Origin of the sequence: Thiorhodovibrio frisius, assembly GCF_033954835.1 — a bacterium.
In the GTDB taxonomy this organism is placed as follows: Bacteria; Pseudomonadota; Gammaproteobacteria; order Chromatiales; family Chromatiaceae; genus Thiorhodovibrio; species Thiorhodovibrio frisius.
The window spans coordinates 1,787,904-1,810,132 of record NZ_CP121471.1 but is presented as its reverse complement, the minus strand read 5'-3'; the positions used below and the strand labels follow the sequence as shown (position 1 = coordinate 1,810,132).

Annotated in this window: 24 protein-coding genes; 6 read left to right on the top strand and 18 right to left on the bottom strand. The window is 57.8% G+C overall.

The window, feature by feature from the left end:
• Positions 1–315: 315 nt before the first annotated feature.
• Complete coding sequence (locus Thiofri_RS08425) at positions 316–1,194, bottom strand: TIGR02452 family protein (RefSeq protein WP_009148227.1); 879 nt, start codon at positions 1,192–1,194, stop codon at positions 316–318.
• 32 nt (positions 1,195–1,226) lie between these two features.
• The gene (locus tag Thiofri_RS08420; RefSeq protein WP_009148226.1) at positions 1,227–1,523 is read right to left on the bottom strand and encodes a hypothetical protein; all 297 of its coding nucleotides are present in this window, start codon (positions 1,521–1,523) and stop codon (positions 1,227–1,229) included.
• 70 nt (positions 1,524–1,593) lie between these two features.
• On the opposite strand from Thiofri_RS08420, the gene Thiofri_RS08415 reads away from it, so the two are divergent.
• From Thiofri_RS08415 to Thiofri_RS08395, 5 genes are all read left to right on the top strand, one after another.
• A complete protein-coding gene (locus Thiofri_RS08415; RefSeq protein WP_223296722.1) occupies positions 1,594–1,875 on the top strand; it encodes a hypothetical protein in 282 nt (93 codons plus the stop codon).
• A gap of 15 nt (positions 1,876–1,890) precedes the next feature.
• Positions 1,891–2,082, top strand: a complete 192-nt coding sequence (locus Thiofri_RS08410) for a hypothetical protein (RefSeq protein ID WP_009148225.1) — start codon at positions 1,891–1,893, stop codon at positions 2,080–2,082.
• A 428-nt stretch (positions 2,083–2,510) separates the two neighbouring features.
• Positions 2,511–3,071 (top strand): HD domain-containing protein, encoded by a 561-nt coding sequence (locus Thiofri_RS08405; protein WP_040856384.1) that lies wholly within the window; start codon positions 2,511–2,513, stop codon positions 3,069–3,071.
• A 156-nt stretch (positions 3,072–3,227) separates the two neighbouring features.
• The gene (locus tag Thiofri_RS08400) at positions 3,228–4,268 is read left to right on the top strand and encodes a GMP reductase (RefSeq protein ID WP_009148223.1); all 1,041 of its coding nucleotides are present in this window, start codon (positions 3,228–3,230) and stop codon (positions 4,266–4,268) included.
• Between the two features lie 183 nt (positions 4,269–4,451).
• Complete coding sequence (locus Thiofri_RS08395; RefSeq protein ID WP_009148222.1) at positions 4,452–5,345, top strand: DMT family transporter; 894 nt, start codon at positions 4,452–4,454, stop codon at positions 5,343–5,345.
• Positions 5,346–5,515: 170 nt separating this feature from the next.
• Here Thiofri_RS08395 and arfB read toward each other — a convergent pair whose 3' ends face one another.
• Both arfB and Thiofri_RS08385 read right to left on the bottom strand, forming a co-directional pair.
• On the bottom strand, positions 5,516–5,935 hold the full coding sequence (gene arfB, locus Thiofri_RS08390) for an alternative ribosome rescue aminoacyl-tRNA hydrolase ArfB (RefSeq protein ID WP_009148221.1): 420 nt from the start codon (positions 5,933–5,935) through the stop codon (positions 5,516–5,518).
• 19 nt (positions 5,936–5,954) lie between these two features.
• On the bottom strand, positions 5,955–6,158 hold the full coding sequence (locus tag Thiofri_RS08385; RefSeq protein ID WP_009148220.1) for a hypothetical protein: 204 nt from the start codon (positions 6,156–6,158) through the stop codon (positions 5,955–5,957).
• Between the two features lie 311 nt (positions 6,159–6,469).
• Here Thiofri_RS08385 and Thiofri_RS08380 point away from each other — a divergent pair, with 311 nt between their 5' ends.
• Positions 6,470–7,519, top strand: coding sequence for a YncE family protein (locus tag Thiofri_RS08380; protein ID WP_009148219.1), 1,050 nt, complete (start codon positions 6,470–6,472; stop codon positions 7,517–7,519).
• Positions 7,520–7,604: 85 nt separating this feature from the next.
• Here the strand turns inward: Thiofri_RS08380 and Thiofri_RS08375 are convergent, their stop codons facing one another.
• The 14 genes from Thiofri_RS08375 to Thiofri_RS08310 all read right to left on the bottom strand — a co-directional run bounded on the left by Thiofri_RS08375 (position 7,605) and on the right by Thiofri_RS08310 (position 22,039).
• A complete protein-coding gene (locus tag Thiofri_RS08375) occupies positions 7,605–9,104 on the bottom strand; it encodes a helix-hairpin-helix domain-containing protein (RefSeq protein ID WP_009148218.1) in 1,500 nt (499 codons plus the stop codon).
• On the bottom strand, positions 9,104–10,339 hold the full coding sequence (locus tag Thiofri_RS08370) for a PP2C family serine/threonine-protein phosphatase (RefSeq protein WP_009148217.1): 1,236 nt from the start codon (positions 10,337–10,339) through the stop codon (positions 9,104–9,106). Before Thiofri_RS08370 ends, Thiofri_RS08375 begins: the two co-directional genes overlap by 1 nt.
• 11 nt (positions 10,340–10,350) lie before the next feature.
• On the bottom strand, positions 10,351–11,403 hold the full coding sequence (locus Thiofri_RS08365; RefSeq protein ID WP_009148216.1) for a TerY-C metal binding domain-containing protein: 1,053 nt from the start codon (positions 11,401–11,403) through the stop codon (positions 10,351–10,353).
• 27 nt (positions 11,404–11,430) lie between these two features.
• Positions 11,431–11,580 carry a hypothetical protein gene (locus Thiofri_RS08360; RefSeq protein WP_190275798.1) on the bottom strand — a complete coding sequence of 50 codons (150 nt, stop codon included), beginning with the start codon at positions 11,578–11,580 and terminating at the stop codon, positions 11,431–11,433.
• 1 nt (position 11,581) lies between these two features.
• Positions 11,582–12,010 carry a hypothetical protein gene (locus Thiofri_RS08355; RefSeq protein ID WP_009148215.1) on the bottom strand — a complete coding sequence of 143 codons (429 nt, stop codon included), beginning with the start codon at positions 12,008–12,010 and terminating at the stop codon, positions 11,582–11,584.
• A gap of 208 nt (positions 12,011–12,218) precedes the next feature.
• Entirely contained in the window at positions 12,219–12,572 is a 354-nt protein-coding gene (tnpB, locus tag Thiofri_RS08350) for an IS66 family insertion sequence element accessory protein TnpB (RefSeq protein ID WP_009148214.1), read from the bottom strand.
• The gene (gene tnpA, locus Thiofri_RS08345; protein WP_009148213.1) at positions 12,569–12,928 is read right to left on the bottom strand and encodes an IS66 family insertion sequence element accessory protein TnpA; all 360 of its coding nucleotides are present in this window, start codon (positions 12,926–12,928) and stop codon (positions 12,569–12,571) included. The genes tnpB and tnpA overlap by 4 nt, the downstream gene beginning before the upstream one ends.
• 60 nt (positions 12,929–12,988) lie before the next feature.
• Positions 12,989–13,123 (bottom strand): hypothetical protein, encoded by a 135-nt coding sequence (locus Thiofri_RS08340; protein ID WP_407702937.1) that lies wholly within the window; start codon positions 13,121–13,123, stop codon positions 12,989–12,991.
• A 377-nt stretch (positions 13,124–13,500) separates the two neighbouring features.
• The gene (locus Thiofri_RS08335) at positions 13,501–13,980 is read right to left on the bottom strand and encodes a type II toxin-antitoxin system VapC family toxin (protein ID WP_009148210.1); all 480 of its coding nucleotides are present in this window, start codon (positions 13,978–13,980) and stop codon (positions 13,501–13,503) included.
• A 196-nt stretch (positions 13,981–14,176) separates the two neighbouring features.
• Positions 14,177–15,529 carry a DNA-processing protein DprA gene (locus tag Thiofri_RS08330; protein WP_009148209.1) on the bottom strand — a complete coding sequence of 451 codons (1,353 nt, stop codon included), beginning with the start codon at positions 15,527–15,529 and terminating at the stop codon, positions 14,177–14,179.
• Entirely contained in the window at positions 15,530–17,638 is a 2,109-nt protein-coding gene (locus Thiofri_RS08325) for a RecQ family ATP-dependent DNA helicase (protein ID WP_009148208.1), read from the bottom strand.
• A gap of 131 nt (positions 17,639–17,769) precedes the next feature.
• Complete coding sequence (locus tag Thiofri_RS08320) at positions 17,770–18,411, bottom strand: vWA domain-containing protein (RefSeq protein WP_009148207.1); 642 nt, start codon at positions 18,409–18,411, stop codon at positions 17,770–17,772.
• 95 nt (positions 18,412–18,506) lie between these two features.
• Positions 18,507–19,190 (bottom strand): tellurite resistance TerB family protein, encoded by a 684-nt coding sequence (locus Thiofri_RS08315; RefSeq protein WP_009148206.1) that lies wholly within the window; start codon positions 19,188–19,190, stop codon positions 18,507–18,509.
• Between the two features lie 164 nt (positions 19,191–19,354).
• Positions 19,355–22,039 carry a calcium-translocating P-type ATPase, PMCA-type gene (locus Thiofri_RS08310; protein WP_009148205.1) on the bottom strand — a complete coding sequence of 895 codons (2,685 nt, stop codon included), beginning with the start codon at positions 22,037–22,039 and terminating at the stop codon, positions 19,355–19,357.
• Between the last annotated feature and the right edge of the window lie 190 nt (positions 22,040–22,229).

The following is a 22,229-nucleotide window of genomic DNA, read 5'->3' as shown; positions in this document are numbered from 1 at the left end:
ACACGTTCTGCGCGAAAATGCTTGTTTCAACCACTTACAAGATGATGGAATAGGCACCAGACAAAAACAAAAACAGTCACTTATAGACCGTAAAGAATCTGACCAATCGAAAACGAAGCGCACCAAGACAAGGACTTAGGCGCCTTGTGACAACTTTACCCACAAGGTTATCCACAGAGTCGGTGGATAAGGGACTTTCTTAAAGCGACATCGGGGATTTACCCATCCTTGCTTCGAGAAAACCTGAGTCTCCGCGCCCAAATGAAGCCAGCAGGTCGATGCGTCGCTCGCCTGAGCCAGGTCGCCCCTTTTCCCTCAAGCCGGCTGGCTGAAAACTTCGCGGAATGGGCCAAGCGTGGTTCGCTCCGAGGACCAGTCGGTGATGGCAAAGACCACCTGATCGAAGGCGCGGGGGAATGCCTGCTCCAGATGCGTGCGGAAGGACTCGGCAGTGCGTCGCGGATCATTGCCGAAGGCACCGCAGCCCCAAGCGCCCAGCACCAAGGCGTCATGGCCCATGGCATGTGCGATGGCCAGCACCCGATGAATGCGCTGGTGGAGCAGATCGCCCGAGCGCGGCTGGCCGACCCTCGGCGCATAGGGCGCGGCGCAGGTCAGGAAGGTCAGCGGCCAAGGCGCATCCAGCGCTGTGCCATCATCGCGGCGGAACACTGGGACCAAGGGTGAGTAGATGGCCCAGTCGGTTGAATCAGGCAGCGGACGTTGCTGGTGGTCGGCGTACATCGGATCGCCTTGCAGCGTGGCATAGAGCGCACTGGAACGGCACAGCACTTCTTCCTGCGCGCGCGCACCATGCAGAAAACCACCGCCAGGTTGGATGCCGTTGGCGAAGTTCAGCGCCAGCACCGACTGCGCTCCGGCCTTGGTCAAGCGCTCGGCTGCGGCCAATGTGGTTTGGTTGGTGACCTGAACGCGGGTAGCGCTGGGCGCGACCCGGTCCGCTGTTGGCAAGGCTTCATCTGGCGAGATGGAGCGTCGCAGCGCGAGAGCCTGCCCAATCGCCTGCTGCCATTCGACCCGCTGCCCTTGTTGGTTGATGTAATGCCCGTCCAGGATAGCATTGAGCGCTGACTGACCAAGCGCGGCTGCTCGCTCGCGTGGGATTTGCAATTCGCGTTGGCGCGCGTCGGCCTGTTCGACGGAATCGAGACAGGGAAGACAGTGCAAACTCATGCTGGAACTCCTCTTGGTAGCGAGCGTTTGGATCAGCCTTGCGGACCATTCAGTTGGTTCAGGTTCTCCCTGACCAGCATGTCCCATTCCTCTTGCAGGCTGAGGTGATCCGGAAAGACGCTGCCGGCGCGGCGGTGCCGGTAGCGGGAGTTCCACAGGTCACCTTCCTTGCGGTGCAGATAGGCGTGAATGCGCGCGGCGCCGGTTTGACTCAGACCGTCAGGCAGGGACTGGACAGTTAGCGGTGCCGCATTTCCGCAGATAGTCGGTGAATAGCGCAGTTCCTCGCCAACGAGGCTGGTGACAAAGACTCCTTCACGGGTTGCCACAACAGGATTCGATTCGTCGCCGTCTCTGGTCGCCTTGGCAAGCGAGCATATGGGCGAGCCCATTCACTGCATGAACTTTCGCGACATCCCTTGGCACGACGAGTTTCACGGTATCTGGGCTTGCGCCAGCCTACTTGACATCCCTAGCAGCGACTTGGCGTACATTCTAGAACAGCTTGCCAAGGCCCTTACAACCAGTGGTATTTTCTACGCCTCATTCACACACGGAACGACGGAGCGCGAGAAGGATGGACGATTCTTCACCGACATGGACGAATCCACACTGGCAGCCTTGCTGGATAAGGCGGCGCCCGCTACATCGACTTCGCCCTGCGGGCTGGCAGCAAAATGATCGCCTTCGAGGTCGATGGTCCGACCCACTACCACAGCCCCCGGCCTGCTCGACATGAACGACTTCCTGCCCAAACAACGCGCCTGCAAGGCCGACTTTGTCCTCGCCACAGTGCAATCGCTCAACAACCACCTCAGCGAAATCGACCCCAGCCAAGGCCGCTGCGCGAATCAGGCTGACAGGGGTGAGCAATGTGCCGCCGCATAGAAGGTGACCGGAAACGGCAACAAATGATTGTCTGGCCGCACGGTGGCGGCAGAGCGATACCAGACCATGTAATGCCAGAGTGGACGTGTCATGGTTCTTAAGTAAGCAAAATCCATGCACAGATGCCCCGCAAGGCTTTAGCAAGACGGGCAGATCACTGAGTTTACTTGCAAAACAAACCTGAAATATCGCAGTTGCAAATACGTTTTCTGTTTCAGGCCAGGTCGCGGTCACGAGATTCCGGCGGAGAATTGCCGCCATGGAGTCCCCGCAGCAGGGATTAGGGCGTCCCGTGACTGCTGCCCAGTCCGAAACAGGCCGAAAAGTTGATGTCCGCTGGGTATAAGATGTCGATGGCACGATTCGGCTGGCAAGGCGCAATTTCAGTCAACTGCGCAACCATGGAGCCTCATCTGGCGTTAAACATCATGAACACCTCCGTTAACGAGTCTTCCCTGCTCCTTCAGGCTGCGGCCTTTGCTGCGGAAAAACACCGTCATCAGCGGCGCAAGGATGCCGCAGCCTCGCCTTATATAAACCACCCCTTGGCTGTCGCCTGGCTCTTGTCGTCAGAGGGCGGCGTGCGCGATTCAGACCTGCTCGCTGCCGCCCTGCTGCACGACACGGTTGAAGACACTGATGCCACCTTGGTCGAACTGGAACAGAGCTTCGGGCCAGCGATCAGCGCGCTTGTGGCGGAAGTCACAGACGACAAGTCGCTGCCGAAACACAGGCGCAAGGCGCTGCAAATTGAGCACGCTGCTCATGCGTCGGCCTCCGCCAAACAACTCAAGATCGCTGACAAGATCGCCAATATTCGTGACATTCTTGCCGATCCACCCGCCGGATGGCCGCTGGAGCGCAAGCTGGAGTATCTTGACTGGGCCGAACAGGTGGCCCGGTGTTGCCGCGGAATCAACAGGGCACTTGACGCGCGTTGGGATGCAACCATCGCTGAGGCCCGCAGAGCACTGAAAACCGAGGATTGAAGCAGGGTCGCTGGGCCTGTATTCCAATCCGCAGCTGGTCTATTGTGGTCCAGATTTCTTGGCCCGCCGGGTTGTTTTGTCGTCGGTTCGCGCATCGGTGACTGAATCGACTTGGGTTCCGTCTCACGCCATCCCAGCCATTGCAGGAGTCCGCCCATGCGCATCGAAACCGATCTGAAGCTTGGATTCAAGGATGTGATGATCCGCCCCAAACGCTCCACCTTACGCTCGCGCGCGCAGGTGTCCTTGGAGCGCAGCTTCAGTTTTCTTCACAGCGGAAAAGCCTGGTCCGGGGTGCCCATTATGGCTGCCAACATGGACACCATCGGCACCTTCGAGATGGCGGCAGCCCTGGCCAAGCCGGGCCTGCTCACCATTGTCCACAAGCATTACAGCCCGGATACCTGGGCGGACTTTCTCAACACCCATCCGGGCATTGAGGACAACCTGGCTATCAGCACGGGCACAACTGAGCGCGACCTCGATACCCTGAAGACCGTACTGGAGCGTCACCCGTCACTGTATTTTATCTGCATCGATGTGGCCAACGGCTACAGCGAGCACTTCGTCGACTTTGTCGGCAAGACTCGCGAGCACTTCCCGGAGCACGTCATCATCGCCGGCAATGTGGTCACCGGCGAAATGGTCGAGGAACTGTTGCTCTCAGGTGCCGACATTATTAAGGTTGGTATCGGCCCCGGATCGGTCTGCACCACCCGCATCAAGACCGGGGTCGGCTACCCCCAGCTCTCGGCCATCATCGAATGCGCCGACGCGGCTCATGGGCTGGGCGGGCAAATCATCTCCGATGGCGGTTGCGCCGTGCCCGGCGATATCGCCAAAGCCTTTGGCGGTGGCGCCGATTTTGTCATGCTCGGCGGTATGCTCGCCGGTCATGAGGAGTCGGGCGGGGACAGGATCGAACGCGATGGCAAGCACTACAAGGTCTTTTACGGCATGAGCTCGGACACGGCCATGAACAAGCACGCAGGCGGCATGGCCAAATACCGCGCCTCTGAAGGCAAGACGGTCGAAGTGCCCTACCGTGGCCCGGTGATCAACACCGTCAATGACATACTCGGCGGCCTGCGCTCGGCCTGCACCTATGTCGGCGCCCAACGCCTAAAAGAGCTTAGCAAGCGCACCACCTTCATTCGCGTCCAGGAGCAGCACAACGCGGTGTTTGCCGACGCCTGAGCGCCCACAGCGAGTTTGGCGGCAGCGCCGAGCCAAAACAGCACGAACGCCGTTTGCCCGCCATCGGAACCGGCGCTGGGTGCCCTGGCAGTGGCACAAGCCTTCCCGAAAGGCTCGAATTCTTCGAGCGCCATGCCCCGCTGCCACCAAAGCCGCCGTTTCACGATAAAAAGGGTGTCTCGAATGCTTGGCGCAAGTACCGCTTTCGTCGTCTTGGCGGCGGTTTTCTGGGGGTTATCAGGCGGCATCGGCGGTATCCTAATGGCCAGCGGCTGGGATGCCTTCGTCGTTTCATTTTATCGCGGCGTGATCGGACTGCTATGCGTCCTCGTCTGGCTTGCGCTGCGCCCAGGGCGCAGCGGTCTGGCCAATCGCCGGTTATGGTTCTGGTCCGCACTTGCCGGCTTGGGCGTGGCGGGCAATTTCTCTTTCTATTTTGTCAGCATCGCGCAGGGCAGCGTTGCGGTGGCAGCGACCTTAATGTACTGCGCGCCGGTGTTCGTCTATCTCCTGTCCTTCGCACTCGGGCTGGAACGGCCCACCGCGCTCAAGTGGGCAGCCATTGTCATGGTCATGCTCGGCGTTGTGCTGCTGACACAGATTTACGATATCGGGGCAAATGGCGTCACGCCGCTGGGGGTCGGTGCCGGACTGCTGGCCGGGTTATCTTACGCCGTCTTTATTTTCGGCTTCAAATACGCCGCTCCCCATGGCAGCCCGCAGGCGATTCTGTCAATCGCCTTTGCCGTCCTTGCCGCCATCCTGATCTGGCCGAGCGATAGCGACCAGATCCTTGCGGCATTAAACACACCGGATTGGCCGCTGTTCGCGGCTCTCGGTGTGTTTGGCGCTGGCTTGTCGTTCATGCTCTACATCATCGGCCTCAATCATACCGCGCCAGCCGTGGCCTCCATTATCGCTATGGTGGAACCCGTGACCGCGTCACTCTTTGGCGTCGTGATCTTGCATGAACACCTGGCCATTGCGCAGATTCTAGGCGCGGCTTTGATACTGATCACGGTGACCGCGTTGAGCGTATTTGGACGCACCGGGCAGCCCGTGTCCGATTTGAGCTAAAAAACCAGAGAGCACGACCCGATTCAGCGGTTTTTTTTGCCGATAAGTGATCCTTACCGGATTTTCCACCTGAGCAACATCCATTTTGGTTTTCACCAATAGCGGATAGTGGCCGAGGTCTTCGACGCCCCAGTGGTCATGCCCAGTCCTGTCTGACGCCGCACTTGCCGCTAATCATCCAGGGCGCGTCTGCGCTGCTGCTTAAGCCGACTCTGAACCTGCTTCGCCTGGAGTCGCCGTTCGCGCGAAGCACGGGTTGGCCGGGTAGCGATGCGGCGTTTGGGTTGATGGAGCGCCTGACGGATCAAGCTCACCAGGCGTTCGCGCGCATCCTCACGATTGCGTTCACGGGTGCGGAGGCGATGTGCCTCGATGGTGATTACGCCATTCTGATCCGCGCGCCGTCCTGCCAGATGCACCAGGCGCCGGCGCACCTCCTCTGGCAGCGCCGACGAGCGGGCGGCATCGAAGCGCAACTGAACGGCAGTCTCGACTTTGTTGACATTCTGCCCGCCCGGACCCGGCGCCCGCGTGAACCGCTCGGACAACTCGGCATCGGGGATGAAAAGTCTGGACGTAATCTGAAGCATGGGAAAATTGTGACAGGAATCAAGAACCCGGCTTTGTCTCGGTTATCCCATCATCTGTTGCCGCTGGTGGAGCGGTCGGTTCCGAGTTTTCCGGGCTCTCCGGGTTTTCTGGGCTCTCCGGGTTTTCTGCCGCAGCTGTCTTGCGCTGGCGCTTTGCCTCTTGCTTGGCCTTCTTTGCCAGATCGCGCTGGCGTTTCTCGAACGCATAATTGGGTTTTGCCATCAGTTACCTTTCTCGGCGAATTGTTAAAGACTTCGATTCTACGCGACTCTTCCCGATAATCCTTGGATGCTTTCGGCGAACAGACCCAGTTCACCCCTGGGCGCCCGCGACAGAGGGCGTTCCGATGCCCATGGCCCGCGCCAACGCCTATCCGCGTTCCCTGCGCATCGTTACCGAAACAGCAGCCTGTCATTCTTCGGGCTGGCCGCAGCGGTCGCCAATACCGTGTTAGAGTTGCACTGCCCCTGCCAACCGGCAGGAGGACTCTCGCAGACGTCTCTTAGTGACAACCCACATAGGAAGACACACGAATGAAAAAACTCGCGATCTTGGCTCTATTGGGAATCTTATCGGTGTTCGCCACCGCAACAATGGCAAATTCCACCCCGCTCGGTGGCCTGGCCGTTGCTTTATCGCCAAAGGACGACATCCTGGCAGCGGCTGGAGAAAACCGGACCTTGTACGTTTTGAACACAGAGAATATGGAAGTTGTCAACCGGCTTTGGCTGGGTACCTGCATCATCAAGCTTGATTTCAACAAGGACGGAACCGTGCTCTTGGCGGAAGACACCAGCGGAACACTGCTGTCAATCGATACCAAGACTTGGGAGGTTGCCGGAAACCGGCCAAAATCAGAGAAGATGAGCGCCGCGCGTGAGGCCAATCGGATCGCGGTTCTGAATCCTGATTACAACGGTAACATCATCAGCTTTCTTGATATGACTGATCTGAGCGAGCAAGGCAGTGTTTCCTTCCCGAAGGGCCAGAAGATAGCCGCCCTGGGACTTGATGCCTCTGGTGAACGACTGGGCGTCTTGACACAAACCGTCACTGACGAGTCGGAGACAAAAGAACAAGCTCCGTCAGAACTGCGCGGTCTGGAAAAAGCCGAGTTCAAACTGAAGCACGATGGAAAAACCAGCCAATTTATGGTCTTTGCGGTTCCCGGCGGTGAAAAACTTTGGGAACAAAAGGTCTACTACTCCCCGAGCATGACAGGGGCAGAGGTGCTCTTTGAGGGCGAGGCTGGAATTGTGTTGAATTACACCGATGTGAACGCCAAAATCACGCCCGAAGGGGAAATTACCTTATTCGAGCTTGGCAATGGCTCTAACTACGGCATCGGGGTTTCTCCTGATCAGAGTATCGTGTTGAGTGGCAGTCTTTCGAGGGGCACCTACACGAAATTGGGGACCTTGAACCATACGCAATTCAGTCCTGACAAACTGCAAGGTTGGCCGGAATACTTCGAGGACTTCGCAATCTCTAGCGATGGCACGGCCTACGGCTCAACCTCGGCGTACCGGATCATTAAAATCAGACCTGATCGCTCGTTTGAGAACAGCACGCCAGTGTTCTAACGGTCATCGCCACCTGATCGTGCCACGCCAACAGGTCAAAACCGATCTGGGCGTGGCCGATCAGCCCGACTCTGATCATGCGTGCTTATGCAACAACCATCTGCACCACGGCGAGTCGCCCGCCATCTTCTGATGAGAGCAGAATCTGCTGTCCGTCGCTGAGCTTCAGCTTTTCGCCAATGGGGATCGGGGTTTTGGTGGTGGCGTCGAGCAAGTCGGGGAGGCCATCGTTGACCAGCCACCAGTGCGCGTCGTGCAGAATAAAGTAACCGACGCGGCTCTTCTGTGCCTCGGTTAGGCGTTCATTGGGGGCAATGCGGTTGTTGGCGTGCCAGGCGAACAGCGATTGCCCTGTCCAGACCATCAGACGATGGTTGTCAGGTCGGAATTGTCCCTCCTCGCGCGAGGAATAGAGATTGAGGATCGGCAGTTGACCGTGAAAGGCGGTTCCGCAGAAGGGACAGCGGGGTTTGACGCTGTTGTCGAAGACATACCATTTCTGCTCGCAGTCGGGATTCTGACATGGCTGGATCAGGTCGACGGTTTTGACCAGAGCGGTCTCCCAGTCGTTGGCTGTGGGACGCCGGCCGGGGTCGTGCAGTCCGGTAACGAAGGCGCGCTCAAATAGCGGGCTGAGATAGGGTCCGCAGAGTTGGAATGGGCGCTTTTGAGTGTCCGCCCAGGGTAATTCAGTGGGCTCGACGTTGGCGAGCTGAATACGGTTGCTGAAATCCTGCGGATGCTCGATGAAGAGCGCGCGTTCGCCCATCGACAAAAGTTCATCACGCTGCTCGTCTTGGGCGTCGTGAACCTTGCGCCCGCGCAATGGATGGCGGTAGAGCAGATACATGTAGATTAGCACCGCAAGCGCGTGCTGATCTGTTTCGCGTCGTGGCAGCCGGCGCTGGAGATCATCCTTGGGCAGCTGGCTGGTACTGACGACCTCGGGCGCGATAAAGTCGGGCGTGCCGACCACGTCGGGCGGGTATTTTCCCGGCACCACCAGCCCGTCGACATCGATGACACAGGCCTGGCCGCGCGAGGGATCGACCAGGACATTCTTGTAAGACAGGTCCGAATGGGCAAGCCCGGCCATGTGGAGGCGTCGCACCGCGCGCGCCAGCAGTAGGCAAACCTTGAGATGTCCGAGCCAATCGCCAAGTTCGCGCGGGTCCATGAAGCGTTGCCGCAGACTGGCCGCAGCGAACCATTTGCCTTCTTTCTCGCGACCTTTGATCTTGAGCATGTCGTTATTTTTCGAGCCGTGCTCAAAGAAAAAATGGCGCGGGTAGCTGGGCGCGACGATACCCAGGCGTCCCTGATGCTCAAGCATGGCCGTGGGCCAGCAAAAAAGCTGCCGCCAATAGTCGCCACCGGCCTGATCGAAAATGCTTTCGCGATAGCTACCGGTGATCATCCGTAGGCGCTCGCGTGCCTGCTGGTCCTGCGGGTTCTTGTAGAAGGCGACCACGTAAGAGGCATCGGGTGCGAAATAGACCTCTTTCATCGCGCCCGAGCCGATGACCTCATCAACAAAGGAAACGCTCTGTCCGTCCATGGTGGTGCAGGTGATGACCTCTGCCATCAGGGGTTCCTCATCGGGGCCGTGCCGGCGGCGGGGCGCAACAGCGCGATGGTGCGGTCATCGTGGTGACCTGGCGAGAAGAAATGCAGCCAGTCGACCAGTGCCTGCGCGGGTTCGCTGGCGGCGAGCAGGGGCTTTAGTTCGTCCCAGAGCGCGTCCCAGCGCACCGGGTCTTTCAGGCCATTGTCGGTCTCGAAGCGTGGGTCCGAGACGCCGTCGGTCATCAGGAGCACGGCCTCAATGTCCTGGAAGTAGCCGATGCCGATGCGCTTGGCAAAGCCCGGATCGGCGAGCGAGGCGGCGTCGAGAAAGCGCGTTTGCCCGGCGAATTCGCCACCATCGGGCGTGCCCATCAGTCGCACCTTGCCGGCGGGGCCATAGGCGGCGATGGCACCATCGCCCATCCAGAAGGAGGCCAGAAAGAGGCCATTGTTCTCGCGTTTGACCACGGCGGCCAACAGCGTCGTGGCATAGTCCCGCGCCTTGGCGCTCTGGGTTTTGGCGGCTTGTTCAATGGCCTGAACAGCTCGAGTCCCGGCCTGATGAAACAGCGCATGAAACTCGCGCCCGATGGCTTCGGCTGCTGCGCCTGGGTCTGAGTCCCAGGCCGAGAGCTTCTGTGCCAAGGCTTCTCCCAGATCGCCGCCGAGCGCTTGATTCAGGGTCTCCGCTGCACTTGTGACGGCGACTCTGGCGCCTTCGCGCGAGAATTGCGCGCTGCCGGCGCCGTCGGCAACCAGCAGCAGACTCCAGCCGGTCTTATCATCCGCCTGGATGAGAAAATCGTCGTCACGAAAGCTGCCCTGATGCTCGTGCGAACGACCGCGCCGACTGGCGGCCAGGAGCTGAAGCCCAGACTCGCCGGTGATCAGACGACAGTCCTGATGGGGCTTGGGATAGGGAGCATCGGCCGGTGGCTCAAGCTGCTTCCACAGGCTTTTTGGATCGGGGTTGACGATCAGCAGGCATTCCCCCGGATAACTGCCCTTCGCTGCGGGACTCCAGCGCAGAGGGAGTCGATAATCGCCGCTGCTGCGCGGGGAGCCGCTGACCCGTCCGGTCTGGGAGTCGAACATCAGGCCGAGTTCCTCGGGCAGGCTGAGGTCCAGAATGTTGACCGGCTGACCGCTCGCATCACGCCCTTCCAGGGTGGCGCAATACTCAACCCCGACCTTGGCATTGGGCAGAAAAAAGCCCGCGCGCGGTGCTGCGTGCGGAAGTGGGAGTTGCTCCATCGGAGTCTCCGTCAGCCCTGACTCCGTCGCACCTCGAATCCGCCGTCGTCGCCCGCCGTTGCGGGCGCGAAGCCGACTGTTTTTTCGCACCATGGGCAGATCGCCTCCCCGGGTCCATTGACACACATGAGTTTTCCGCAGCCGCAGACCGCAAAAGCCGTTGCATTCCCGCAATGCGGGCATCCCGGCGCTCCCATCAGGTCGGAGCTGTTCACCTTTTGATTATTACTGCGCGGATCGGACCAGTCAAAATAGCCTTCATCGAGCGGATAGCAGCCCGCCAGTCGATAGGCGGATAGGGGCAGGCTGAATTCGCTGGTCGCCAGATTCTGCTGTTCGCGCTCGTATTTGATCAGATAGGGGTGACGCGTCTTCTGGCAGCGCCCGACCAGAGTCACGCAGGAATCATCCGCCTGACCGGGCGGTGGGCTCTTAACCAGGCTGAGCACTCGCTCATCGAAGGTATCCACGCTGGGGCTTGCCGTGGGATCGCCCAAGCTCTGGCTGCGCGACAGCACCGAGGCGCTGACCCAGTCGACGAATTTTTTGTAATCGCCCGCGCGCGATTCCTCAAACAGAAGAACCTGGTCGGCCAGACGCTTAAGCGCGGTAAAATCCGCCTCCCGGCCCATGCCGACCGCGATCAGCATGGCAGCATTGGCGTAGTGCTGACGCCAGCGGTCGATGGCGGCACTGGGGTCGTCAGTCGGATGCCCGTCAGTAAACAGATAGACAATCGGCTTCCAGTCGCCCTTGCGCTCGGGCGTACTGCGAACAACAGCGTGGTCGATCTCGTACATCAGCGTTTCGAGTGCCGCGCCAAGACTGGTGCCACCGCCCAAGGGCAGGCGCGGCGGATAAAAGGACACCAGCTCGACCAAGGGGACAATAGTCCTGGCCACACCAGCAAAGCCGATGACGGAAAGATACACAGTCTCAAGAGCATGCGGATCGCCGCGCAATGACTGCACAACCGCCTGCAAGCCCTCCTCCATCTTGCGGAGATTGTCCCCAACCATGGATTCTGAGCAGTCCAGTACGAAGAAAACGGGTAATCTGCGCATTACAATGCTCCTGTTGAACGGCGGAAATCAGGAAAGCAACGGTACTTTGGGCTCTCTCCTTCTTGCAAATTCATTTTCTTTCTCATCATCAGAGTTTCTGCGTGCTGCCAATTCTTCCCTGGCGTAGTGGTCATCAATTTCCGAGTATAGTATTTCAAGCTCTTCGAAAATATTCATTTCAACCGACCCCAAGTAAATTGAAGAAATATTCTTTGTTAAATTCTTCGCCCTTACCTGTCTTCGGTCTCTGATGTGAAATCCATATAGGGGCTTCAAAGTGCTCTGATATATCAACTAGCATTATAGCGCCTTTGTTTAGCAAAATATCTACTCTTCTGTTCGCTCCAACTATCCATAAACCGATAGGCTTTACTGTTGCGACGATACTTCCTTCAAAATATATTTCAAGACTAGTTAACGTACGCTCAGAAATATCATTCTTCTGCATAAGTTCTTCATACATCCTTACGTCATTTTCCTTTTTTATTTCGTATGAAGGCAGCGGATCTAGCCATTCTTGTATTGATGAATATAGGTTAGCAATGCGCTTCACCCAGTCATCTACTCTTTTTTCCACATGCTCTTTCGATATGGTGGTATCTATCATAATTAATTCTCATGTTTGAGTGGATGCGGCTAACGCCAGCCTCAGCCGCCGCCAGCGTAGCGAGTGGTCGGACTGAAGGCCATCGTTAGGCGATTGATTGCGCGTTGATTTACAGTCCGGAAAACAAATCCATCCAGACCCTTTTTATTGATGCCATGCTGCGAATCATAGCGACAATACCTGTTCCAATACAAGCATTTTTTGCTAATTAAATGAGATTGAAACGCGCTTTCTGATGGCCTTCAATCTGTTGCGGATCGAGTCCTTCGAGTAACCAATGCAATTCGCGTAGCGATAATGTCACAGGTTGGCTGACGCTCGCTGATGGCCACCAGAAGCGCTGTTGTTCCAAACGCCGATACCACAGCCAGAAGCCGTTGTTGTACCAATAGAGAATCTTGAGTTTGTCGCGCGCGCGATTGCAGAAGACAAATAGATGACTGGAGAAGGGGTCGGCGGCAAGGGTGTCGCTGACGAGCCCGGCCAGGCCATCGATCTGCTTGCGCATGTCGGTGGCGCCGGCTACCAGATAGACCTGGGTGTGGGTGCCGATGCCGATCATGAGGCGGCTGCGCGTAGGAGTCGGATGACCTGTTGCAATGTCGCGGTATCAACGCCAGCACCGATGTCCAGGCACAGGCCACCGGGACAATGCAGACTCAGCGCGGTGGTGGCGGTGGGTGCGTCGTCGCTGAGCCAGTGCACCGGGACCAGGCTATGAGTGGGGCCGGCGCTAGGCGTTGGCTCGGCCGGAGGGGCCGGGTGCTGGAGTGGGCGGCGGAAGATGGCGCGCCAGCGCGCAAAACTCGCTACCGAGATGCCGTGGCGCCGGCAGTACTCGCCCTGGGTCAGACCGCTGCTCGCCCACCCATCAACCAACGCTTGCCACTGCTGGCGAGTGCGCCGCCTATGTGCCATGCTGATGCCCTCTGTCGCTGTTCATGTGGGCGGCATCGTGGCTGATCGCCATGGGCGGGGCTAGATGTACTTAACTGAACGCTTACATTGAAGATCAGCCGGTACAAGCGTGTCAGGCGCGCGTCGTGAATACTTGGCGAGATCGCACACTGCGGCGAGGTAGCTCTGGTGGGTGCGCGCGGAGAAGCCATGCATCTGCATGGCGGAAATCATACGTTGGCGTAATGCGGTCATCGTCAGACCCTCTGTCAACGACCCTGATTGGGTCATCTTCAGTGTGGGCGACAATCTGCAATTGCGCTGTCAGCGGCAGGTGTGGGTCGGGGCCGGCGGGCGAGGAAGCTCCGCGGAGCGGATTACTTCAACGTCGAGTTCAGCGGCGAGCGAAGCGAGTCCGCTGCAATGTCATGTTAGGCTCTGACGGGGGACTGGAAGGAGGGGAAACGATAACCCATCCCTCTGCCGCGTGCTTCTTCTGCCGAGCCTTCAAGTCAGCATATATTCGATCTAAGTCGTAATCCATACTGGCCGCATGTTGTTCGCGAATAGCGCGAACTTCTTGAACAATGCTGTCACTCATCTTCTCCTCCGATAAGCTCTTCTGGCGTACAAATAAACGGTAACAATAGACCTTTACCCTGGAAGTTCTCGGAAATTTTGGCTTGGATTTCCGGGTTGGCGATATGACGGCAATTCCAGGTCAACAAGTAGTCGGAAAAATGAACCGTGGCTATCGAGATATGCAATGCGTCTTCACTCGCCTTCGCGGGAACGATCCCTGTGGCTACCAGTTCCTTGGCGAGTTCGACGCTGTAAAGTGTGATGTCAAGCAATTCGATACCACGCAAAGCAGCAAGCCGCTTGCCGGCGGCCTCCGGGTCGCCAGCGGCGCATTCCGTAAGAACAAGCTCCGATGCGAAAAGAGCAAAATCGTTGCGCCTATCCCAAAATTGGTAGGTGATTTGCTGATGACCCGCTTCAATCACATTCTTGCTTGGACGGGCTGTCAGGTAGCTGACAACCGAGGTTTCGAGGTAAACCTTACGTTTCATGGTATGCGTTTATCCCTCATTCCACAAATCAGCACCCAGCGTACTCGGTGCTCGTCCGGCAGGCGCCATGACTCAACCGGCGGCTTGAGAAATTAAACCGACCATGGACCCTTTAATTCGTCATAAATAGGCACGATATAAAATCTTTAAATCGCTGATTTCTGGAGTTGAGTACGCTGTTCTCAGAGCTGTCTATTCACTCCAGTGCAAAAACTCCCTGCTTACTGCCGTCCACCTCGTATCGCACTGGTTTAGCGAGTTTCTTCAACTCACCATTTTGAACAGCCTGTTTAAGCCAAGCGTTCGCCTGCGTTTTGCTGATCGCAAGCGCATCAACCATTTCCTCAGCAGTCCGTGGCTGGTCCGCGCAAAGCGATTTAACTTTGGCTACAAAAAGTTCATAAAAAGTAATCTTTGATAGGTCTGCGACCTGCGGCACCCCCCTACTACCAATTTCTTCGGGCACAGAAGATTTTTCCTTGTCATCAACCACCCGCGTTGACTTTTTCTGCACTTCGCTCCCAGGAACTGCCTCTGCATTAGGCCCCTGTGGGGGCGATGATGCTTCCACAGCCATCGATACCTGTTCAAATAACTGCAAATCGGCTTTCGGCGGCTTTTCACCTGCTCCGAAAAACGCGACGACATTCACCTCATCAATGCTAGCAGGCGCTGTCGAAGCCCCAGCGGCGATCAACGCCGCATTACCGGCTTCGGGGTCATGTGTCGGCTTGACCCACAGAGGTATCCAGCCTTTGTTCAAGTCTTCCTGCGCACCGTTCCAAGTGCCACCCGTCTTACCCGAATGCACGGCAAGCGCTGCGTCCGCTAGGCAGTAGATATACTTGTTACGCTGCATTGCGTTCCCCACGTTGAACCCGGCTTCGGGATTGAACGGCGAGACCAGAGCCAAACTGTTGTTCAGCAGATATTCTCGATACTTCACACTTGTGCAAGCACGCAGTAGGCTATCAGCCAATACGCCTACCGCTGTTCCTTCTACCGTAAGGGCACCAAGCATCGTCGTCTCATCGACACCACGCGCTCCACCGGAAACAATCGAAACCCCAGCTTCCGAAGCAAGCGCGCCGAGCTTGCTGCTATAGGCTAAATCCGCATCCTTGACCTTGCGTGACCCAACCACAGCGAGTCCGCCGCCATTGAGTAAATTCCTGTTACCGCAGCCAAACAATACGGCGGGTGAGTCACCCCGCAGACGCTGCTTTAATCGTCGCGGATAGTCCGGATCTGAGCGGGTCATCACCCATAAACCGGACCTCAGCCACTTTTCCATCGAGATTGCTAAGGCCGATCCCCGATCAAGCAAAGCCCCCACTCTTTCAATGGAAACAGCCTTGTCGTGCCACTCGGCCAGCAGGTTGTGCAGATCGCCCCGCAGCAAATGCTCCGGCGTTAGCGACTGTTGCCAAAGCCAGTCAGCAAATCGTCCCCATTCCCTGGGCGAAAGCGGCTTGATTAGGGCCGATTCGGTCTTGTTGAAGTGGGTTGTTAAAAGCAGGATGGCTTGTGTATTCGCAGAGACCGTCATTCAATCACCACTCGTCGTGGAGGCTAGCGCAACAGGAAATACCGGCCCGCTACCGGCCCGCCGCAACAGAGCAGCAAGCACTGTGACGGTCCACCCAGAATCAATCATGTCGTCAACCAGCAGCAGTGGACCCGAGGGAATCTGCGCCGCCACTTGGAAGACTCCGTCAAGGTTACGGCATTGATGGAAGCGGTTCTGCTGCATCTTTTGCTGCTCGTTATCGCGAACCTTGTCGATGGCATCGACGAAAGGCAGATTAAGGCGAGCGGCAAGCCTTCGGGCGAAATCGGGCACCAGGTTGGGATGGTTTCGGGAAGGCACGCAGGTCACCCAGCGCGGAGCCGGATCAGGTTGCCACCGCTGGTCGATCATGTCGGCCACGGCTCCGACCAATTCATCGCGAAAGTGCCCCGTGTGCTTGTCGTCGGTGACCAAGCCACCCCAACCCGCATCACCCCAGCGCGACAGGATTCGACCATTCTCTGCGCACAAACTTTGAGGAACACGCCCACCTGGGCCATACAAAAAGTTGTAGGTGGCAAATGCACCGCGATCAACCTGTTTTTTCGGGCTAAAGGTCATTTCTGCATGACGTAAAAATTGCCCAGCCTTGACGGCCAGCCCTCGATCCACATCGATCCCGACGACCGGCTCGCCCCGACATGCCGAACACCTTCCGCACTCAGTTGCTTCGGGGTTATCGAGTGCGTTTCTCAGGAACGCCATCAGGCACGTTTGGCTGTCTACGTAGTCTATAATCTGCTTCCATTCACCTTCTCGCTGTTCGGTAAGGCGCTGAATACGCTCGTGGTCCATTGTGTATTGGACAGGGGTACGGAGCCAGCGACTTCCTTCCTTGATCAGCGGTGCTGGCGTCTCGACGCTCAAGACCTTCAATACCTTCTCAATCTGGCCTTGCCTGAGATTCAACCGGGACTGAATCTGCGGTAATGAAAGACCGTCACTTGCTGCCAAAACGTCGAGTATCGCATTGACATCCCGCTCATCCGGAAATGCACTGCGCCGGAAGAACTCGTGGATATCCTCGTCTTCTTTGCCGGACAGCAGCACGCCATACGCCGTATCGATCCCTCGTCCGGCACGACCGACCTGTTGGTAGTAGCCGATGATCGACCCAGGGGTCTGATAGTGGATAACGAAACCGAGATCCGGTTTGTCGTAGCCCATCCCCAGTGCCGTCGTCGCAACCAGTGCTTTGATCTTGTTGTGAAGTAGCAGATCCTCGAGATGTTCTCGATATTTGTGCTTGTCCGCAAAGTCTGGATGCTCGACGCTACCGTAGTATGCCCGCGCCTCTATCCCCTGAGATTGGAGCCATTCTGCGACCTGCTCCGCATCGCGAACCGTCAGCACGTAAACGATTCCGGTGCCCGGTAACTCAGGAATGCGCTGAGCCAACCAAGCGAGACGCGATGCTTGATCTTTCATGCGCAGGGTTTGGAGCACCAAGCTCTCGCGAACCAAGGTACCGCGTTGAATCTCGATGTCGCCGAGCTGCGACTGAACATCCTTGATCACGCGATTATTCGCAGTGGCCGTGGTTCCAAGCAGTGGCACGTTCGGCGGTAGTTGCTGAAGAATATTTACAAGACGACGGTAGTCTGGCCGAAAATCATGCCCCCAGTCCGAGATACAATGCGCTTCGTCTACGACCAGCAGGCCGATTCTGTCGGCAATCGGGAGTAGAACCTCCTCAACGAAGGATTCGTTGGACAGCCGCTCCGGTGAAATCAGGATGGCATCGACTTGATCCGACAGGATTTTCCGCTGCACCTTTGGCCATTCCTGCTGATTTGTCGAGTTGATCGTCTCGGCGCGAATTCCAAGTCGCTGTGCCGCCTCGATCTGGTTCCTCATCAGCGCCAGCAAGGGAGAGACGATCACCGTGGGTCCAGCCCCTGAATCTCGCAGAATCCGAGTGCTGATGAAGTAGACAGAACTTTTCCCCCAGCCCGTGCGCTGCACCACCATGAGCTGTTGCCGATGGTTTACCAGCGCGTCGATGGCCTCCCACTGGCCGTCACGAAAGCACCCTGCCGAATCGCCTATGGCCGTTCGCAATAAGGTTTCAGCTTCTCGTCTTTCCATGATTCCTTAAACCTCGCCAAAAAGCGTGTCCGTGCCGAGGGAGTTCAAGAACTGTCCAAAAGAGCGATGACATGGTTATCTTCCAGCACAGACACCACGTCGAAGTTCTTTCAGATCGGTATCGGCGATAGTCAGAGAACCAACTGCACCTCGGCTGGCGGTGGCGGCAGGGTTACTTGATCCTCCAGTCCGGCGCTGCTTGAGCCGACCGCGACACTGGCTGAGACCCATTTGAAAAAACTGGAGAAGGCGGCGGCGTCGAGGGTGTCGAGTTGGACCACGCGGTCGGTTAGTTCGCGTAGCAGGTCGAGCTTGGCCTTGGGGCCGACGGCGCAGGCGACGATGGAGCCGAAGTGGCGTTTTTTGAGCTTTATGATGGCCTGTCGGTAGGCGTGCAGATCCGAGGGGCTGCCGTCGGTCATCACAAAGAGCAAGGGGCGCCAGTCGCCCTTTTTGTCGTCGGTGCTTTTGCGGATGTCGCGATCAACCTGCTCGATCAGGAGTTCGAGTGCGGCGCCGAGAAAGGTTGCGCCAGATTGTGGTGTCTGTATCTCCTCAAGCCGCACCTCATCTAAGGGGGTGAGCGGCAGATATTCGCGTGCCTCGATGTCGAAGGTGATGATGGAGAGATGGACGCTTTCCAGCGCGTAAGGATCCTGGCGCAGGGCGCTGAACATGGCTTGCAAGCCGACATTGACGGAATGGATAGGCTCGCCGCGCATTGATCCGGATGTGTCGAGCAGGATATAGACGGGTAGTCGCCTGTTACTCATGCTGGTCTTCCTCAAGCCTGGTGTTTTAGCCGCTCTATGAACTTGCCCGACGGCGATGGCGTGACGGTGGCGCGAACGCGCCTGGACGATGCCGGCTAGGCCACATAGTCGTTGCTAAAATCTCGACCGCAATCGCACTGGGTGTTGCCGGCTTGCAAAAAGGACCAGCAGCGCTTGCACAGGGGTTGCGCGGTCTGCGCTGTTGTTTCAAGCGCTGGGGGACTGGGCGGCGGCGCGTCGGGCGCTGGTATGCGCTTGGGTTCCAGGGCCGGAAGTTTGAGGCTGTATTCGGCTGCGAGTTGATTCAGGTCGACGCCGAGGCGCTGCGCATAGTCAACGATGGCGCCGGCTTCGTTCTGATCGCACTCACCGTCGCTGAAGGCGATGGCGAGGCCGCCGATGATGACCAGTTTCGCTTCGTCACTGCCGGATTCGATGCCGCGCAGGGCGCGGAGGGTCTTCTCCTCGTCGCCGAGGAATGACGCGATGGCATAGTCCTGAATTTTCTCGATCAATTCGGCGGAGTTGTAGGCGCTGAAGACCTCGTTCTCATGGTTTTCGATCAGAAAACGCTTGAGTCCGGCGATTTCTTCGGGCATGAAACGGCCATTGCGGGAGGCCACATCACCAGCGACCGCGCAAAAGGTCTCGATGAACTGGTTGTATTTTCCACGTTTAATGCGGGACCCAAGCCCTTTGAAGGCTTTGCCGGCGCCGCCGACGAAGTCCATGCTGGCATTGATAAATCCCTCGCCCCGTTGTTGCCATTGACTTGCCATTCTGACTACTCCTCCAAGGTTTAAGGATCAGTGAGCTGGCCAGTCAAATCAGGTGGCGAAGCGCCCGCCCCTGGCCGCTGTGAGCGGCCAGGGACGGAACAGACTTCGCGCTGATTGACGGGCCCTTTGCCATTCGCCGTTCGCCGTTTTCGGGCGACGAACAATCAGCCTTCCTGTACCGGGTTACCGAACCATTTGTTGCGCGCAAGCTTGCGGGCCAAATCGACGGGAATGATCAGAATGGCAAGCAAGAGCACAATGATCCATTCCGAGATCGACAGACCCACGGTGCGCAGAATCTCGCCGCCAAAGGTAATGAAAAAGACCTGAATCACCATGATGCCTGGAATGATCACGCTGAACAGGCGGTTGTCGAGCAGATGCTCGAACAGGTCAAGCCCCTGGGTGCGGGCGTTGAAGGTGTTGAACACCTGCACGAAGACGAAGAAGGCAAAGAAAGCGGTGAGGAACTTGGCCTGGGCTTCTGCCGTGCCGATCTCGTAGCCTCCCGAGAACCAGCTCTGGGTGATGTCGCTGGTCAGGAACAGAATGCTCAGCGCCGCGATGATGCCGCCATTGATCAGGATAGAGGACCACATATCGCTGTTGATCAGTGGCTCATCCCGTCGCAGGGGTTGTTCGTGCATGTATCGCCCGAGTGCCGCTTCGCCTGCGAAGGCAAGACCGGCCAGGGTGTCCATGATGATGTTCAGCCAGAGCAGTTGGGTCATGGTCAGGGGCAGCTCGAAGCCAAAGAATTGCCCAAGGAAGACCACCAGAATCGCCGAGACATTGACGGTGAGCTGGAAGATCAGGAACTTGCGGATGGACTTAAACAGGGTCCGCCCGTAAAGCACCGCCTTGGTCAGGGACGAGAAGTTGTCGTCGAGAATGACGATGTCGCCCGATTCCTTGGTCATCTCGGTGCCGCTGCCCATGGCAAAGCCGACATCGGAGTTCTTGACCGCCGGGGCATCGTTCACGCCATCGCCGGTCATGCCGATGACCAGACCTTCTTCCTTCGCGAGCTTGACCAGTCGGCTTTTGTCGGTCGGGAAGGCGCGCGCCACCACATACAGGTGCGGCAGGACTTTCTTGACTTCCGCGTCGCTCATGTCTGCGAGTTCAGACGATGTCAGCACGATGGCGTCAGGATCATCTTCTAGCAGGCCGACATCCTTGGCGATGGCCTGGGCGGTGTCCTTGGCGTCGCCGGTGATCATGACCACATGAATGCCGGCGTCTTTGGCGATCTTGACCGAGGCGTGGGAGGTTGGACGCAATTCATCGCGCATGCCAAAAATGCCAATCAGGGTCAGGGATTCCGGCAGCTCGGTGGAACCGTCGATCGGCGTGTCCGTCATGGCGACGGCCAGCAGGCGCATGGCGCGGCCCGAGAGTTCAGCGGTCGCTTGCTGCAAGGCGTCTGGATTGGACAGATCCTGAACCTCGCCATTGGCATCCAGCCAGCGCTTGCAGTTTTTCAGGATCACCTCGGGTGCACCCTTGACCAGGGTGAGATTTCGCTCGCCGGAGACCTGGCTGGCCGAGAATTTACGCGTGCTATTAAAGGGAATCAGGTCGACGATCTCAACATCGCCCGCCGTGGCGAGATAGGGCGTGACGAAGCGCAGCAGGGCTTGTTCGGTGCGGTCGGCGCCGACCAGTTTGGGGTCGGTCGGATCGCTGGCATCGATGACGGCGCTGGTGTTGTGGCAGAGCGCGAACCCGATGGTGTCGCGCAGAGCGGTGGGAATGGCGTCAAGCTGCTCGAAGCGCTCGCCGCCGCCATTCACAAAGGCGCCCACTTGCAGTTTGCCCTGGGTCAGGGTGCCGGTTTTGTCGGTGAACAGCATGTTCAGACTGCCGGCGGTTTCAATCCCGAGCAGCTTGCGCACCAGCACCTTCTCGGTCAGCAGCTTTTTCATGTTGATGGCCAGGACCATCGCAATCATCATCGGCAGTCCTTCCGGCACGGCAACAACGATCACAATGATGGCCAGAATCATGGCGGTGACCACATCCTTCACGATGGCGCCGCCATCCTGCGCGGCCCAGTAGACGTCAATGCCACCGCCTTGCAGGAAAATGGTGTTGAACATGAAGGCGAAGAAAATTAGCGTCGCTCCGATATAGCCAAAGGTCGAGATATGACCGCCAAGCGTACTGAGCTTGTGTTGCAGGGGCGAAAGCCGATCTTCCGCGCTGAGCAGCTCCTTCATGGTCTGCCCGTAACGGGTCTGATCGCCGACGGCGGTCGCGCGCATCACGCATTCGCCATCGACCAGCAAGCCGGCGCGGGCGAGTTGATGTTCCTCGGCGGCCTCGCCGGTCGGGGCCGGATCGGGTAAGGCGGTTTTCTTGACGGGTTCGGATTCGCCGGTCAGGGCGGCTTCGTCGACCTCGGCATGACCGGCGATTAACAGGCCGTCGGTGGGTACGGTATCGCCGGGCTGCAACAGCACATGGTCGCCAACGACCAGTTCATTGATAGAGATTTCGGTTAAATGACCGTTGCGGAAGGTCTTGACCTTAATCAGCGAGGCTTCTTCGAGCAGGCGCTGAAAGGATTGCTCGTTGCTGTATTCCGACCAGGTGGCGACAAAGGTGGCGATGACCACCGCGAAGGCGATACCCACGCTTTCGTACCATTCGGCGTAACCGAAAACGGTCAGGGCGACTGTTACCATGAGCGCGACAATCAGAATGATGATAATCGGGTCTTTGAGGTTCCCGATCAGCTTGTCCCAGAAGGTTTCCGACTCCTGGCTGGCAACGGCGTTGGAGCCGTGGTCACGCCTTGAGCGCTCGACCTCGGCATCGGCAAGGCCTGGGTAATTAAATTTCATGGTTTGAGTCCTCTAAAACGCCCCTTGAGCGACCGATCACGGGTGTTTCTCGGTGCGGCCCGCAAGGACTTTCTGGGTTGAATTTTTACGTAATCTGGCAGCCAGCGATCAGGCTGCCGAATGGTCCGAAGCCTAAGCCATTCTGTTGGTACTTGCCATCCCGGCACGCAATTTCAGGCCGGCAAACTGG

Coding starts and splice junctions, on each gene's coding strand:
- Thiofri_RS08425 (WP_009148227.1), bottom strand. CDS start 1,194: ATGAGTTTGCACTGTCTTCCCTGTCTCGATTCCGTCGAACAGGCCGAC.
- Thiofri_RS08415 (WP_223296722.1), top strand. CDS start 1,594: ATGAACTTTCGCGACATCCCTTGGCACGACGAGTTTCACGGTATCTGG.
- Thiofri_RS08410 (WP_009148225.1), top strand. CDS start 1,891: ATGGTCCGACCCACTACCACAGCCCCCGGCCTGCTCGACATGAACGAC.
- Thiofri_RS08405 (WP_040856384.1), top strand. CDS start 2,511: ATGAACACCTCCGTTAACGAGTCTTCCCTGCTCCTTCAGGCTGCGGCC.
- Thiofri_RS08400 (WP_009148223.1), top strand. CDS start 3,228: ATGCGCATCGAAACCGATCTGAAGCTTGGATTCAAGGATGTGATGATC.
- Thiofri_RS08395 (WP_009148222.1), top strand. CDS start 4,452: ATGCTTGGCGCAAGTACCGCTTTCGTCGTCTTGGCGGCGGTTTTCTGG.
- arfB (WP_009148221.1), bottom strand. CDS start 5,935: ATGCTTCAGATTACGTCCAGACTTTTCATCCCCGATGCCGAGTTGTCC.
- Thiofri_RS08385 (WP_009148220.1), bottom strand. CDS start 6,158: ATGGCAAAACCCAATTATGCGTTCGAGAAACGCCAGCGCGATCTGGCA.
- Thiofri_RS08380 (WP_009148219.1), top strand. CDS start 6,470: ATGAAAAAACTCGCGATCTTGGCTCTATTGGGAATCTTATCGGTGTTC.
- Thiofri_RS08375 (WP_009148218.1), bottom strand. CDS start 9,104: ATGGCAGAGGTCATCACCTGCACCACCATGGACGGACAGAGCGTTTCC.
- Thiofri_RS08370 (WP_009148217.1), bottom strand. CDS start 10,339: ATGGAGCAACTCCCACTTCCGCACGCAGCACCGCGCGCGGGCTTTTTT.
- Thiofri_RS08365 (WP_009148216.1), bottom strand. CDS start 11,403: ATGCGCAGATTACCCGTTTTCTTCGTACTGGACTGCTCAGAATCCATG.
- Thiofri_RS08360 (WP_190275798.1), bottom strand. CDS start 11,580: ATGAATATTTTCGAAGAGCTTGAAATACTATACTCGGAAATTGATGAC.
- Thiofri_RS08355 (WP_009148215.1), bottom strand. CDS start 12,010: ATGATAGATACCACCATATCGAAAGAGCATGTGGAAAAAAGAGTAGAT.
- tnpB (WP_009148214.1), bottom strand. CDS start 12,572: ATGATCGGCATCGGCACCCACACCCAGGTCTATCTGGTAGCCGGCGCC.
- tnpA (WP_009148213.1), bottom strand. CDS start 12,928: ATGGCACATAGGCGGCGCACTCGCCAGCAGTGGCAAGCGTTGGTTGAT.
- Thiofri_RS08340 (WP_407702937.1), bottom strand. CDS start 13,123: ATGCATGGCTTCTCCGCGCGCACCCACCAGAGCTACCTCGCCGCAGTG.
- Thiofri_RS08335 (WP_009148210.1), bottom strand. CDS start 13,980: ATGAAACGTAAGGTTTACCTCGAAACCTCGGTTGTCAGCTACCTGACA.
- Thiofri_RS08330 (WP_009148209.1), bottom strand. CDS start 15,529: ATGACGGTCTCTGCGAATACACAAGCCATCCTGCTTTTAACAACCCAC.
- Thiofri_RS08325 (WP_009148208.1), bottom strand. CDS start 17,638: ATGGAAAGACGAGAAGCTGAAACCTTATTGCGAACGGCCATAGGCGAT.
- Thiofri_RS08320 (WP_009148207.1), bottom strand. CDS start 18,411: ATGAGTAACAGGCGACTACCCGTCTATATCCTGCTCGACACATCCGGA.
- Thiofri_RS08315 (WP_009148206.1), bottom strand. CDS start 19,190: ATGGCAAGTCAATGGCAACAACGGGGCGAGGGATTTATCAATGCCAGC.
- Thiofri_RS08310 (WP_009148205.1), bottom strand. CDS start 22,039: ATGAAATTTAATTACCCAGGCCTTGCCGATGCCGAGGTCGAGCGCTCA.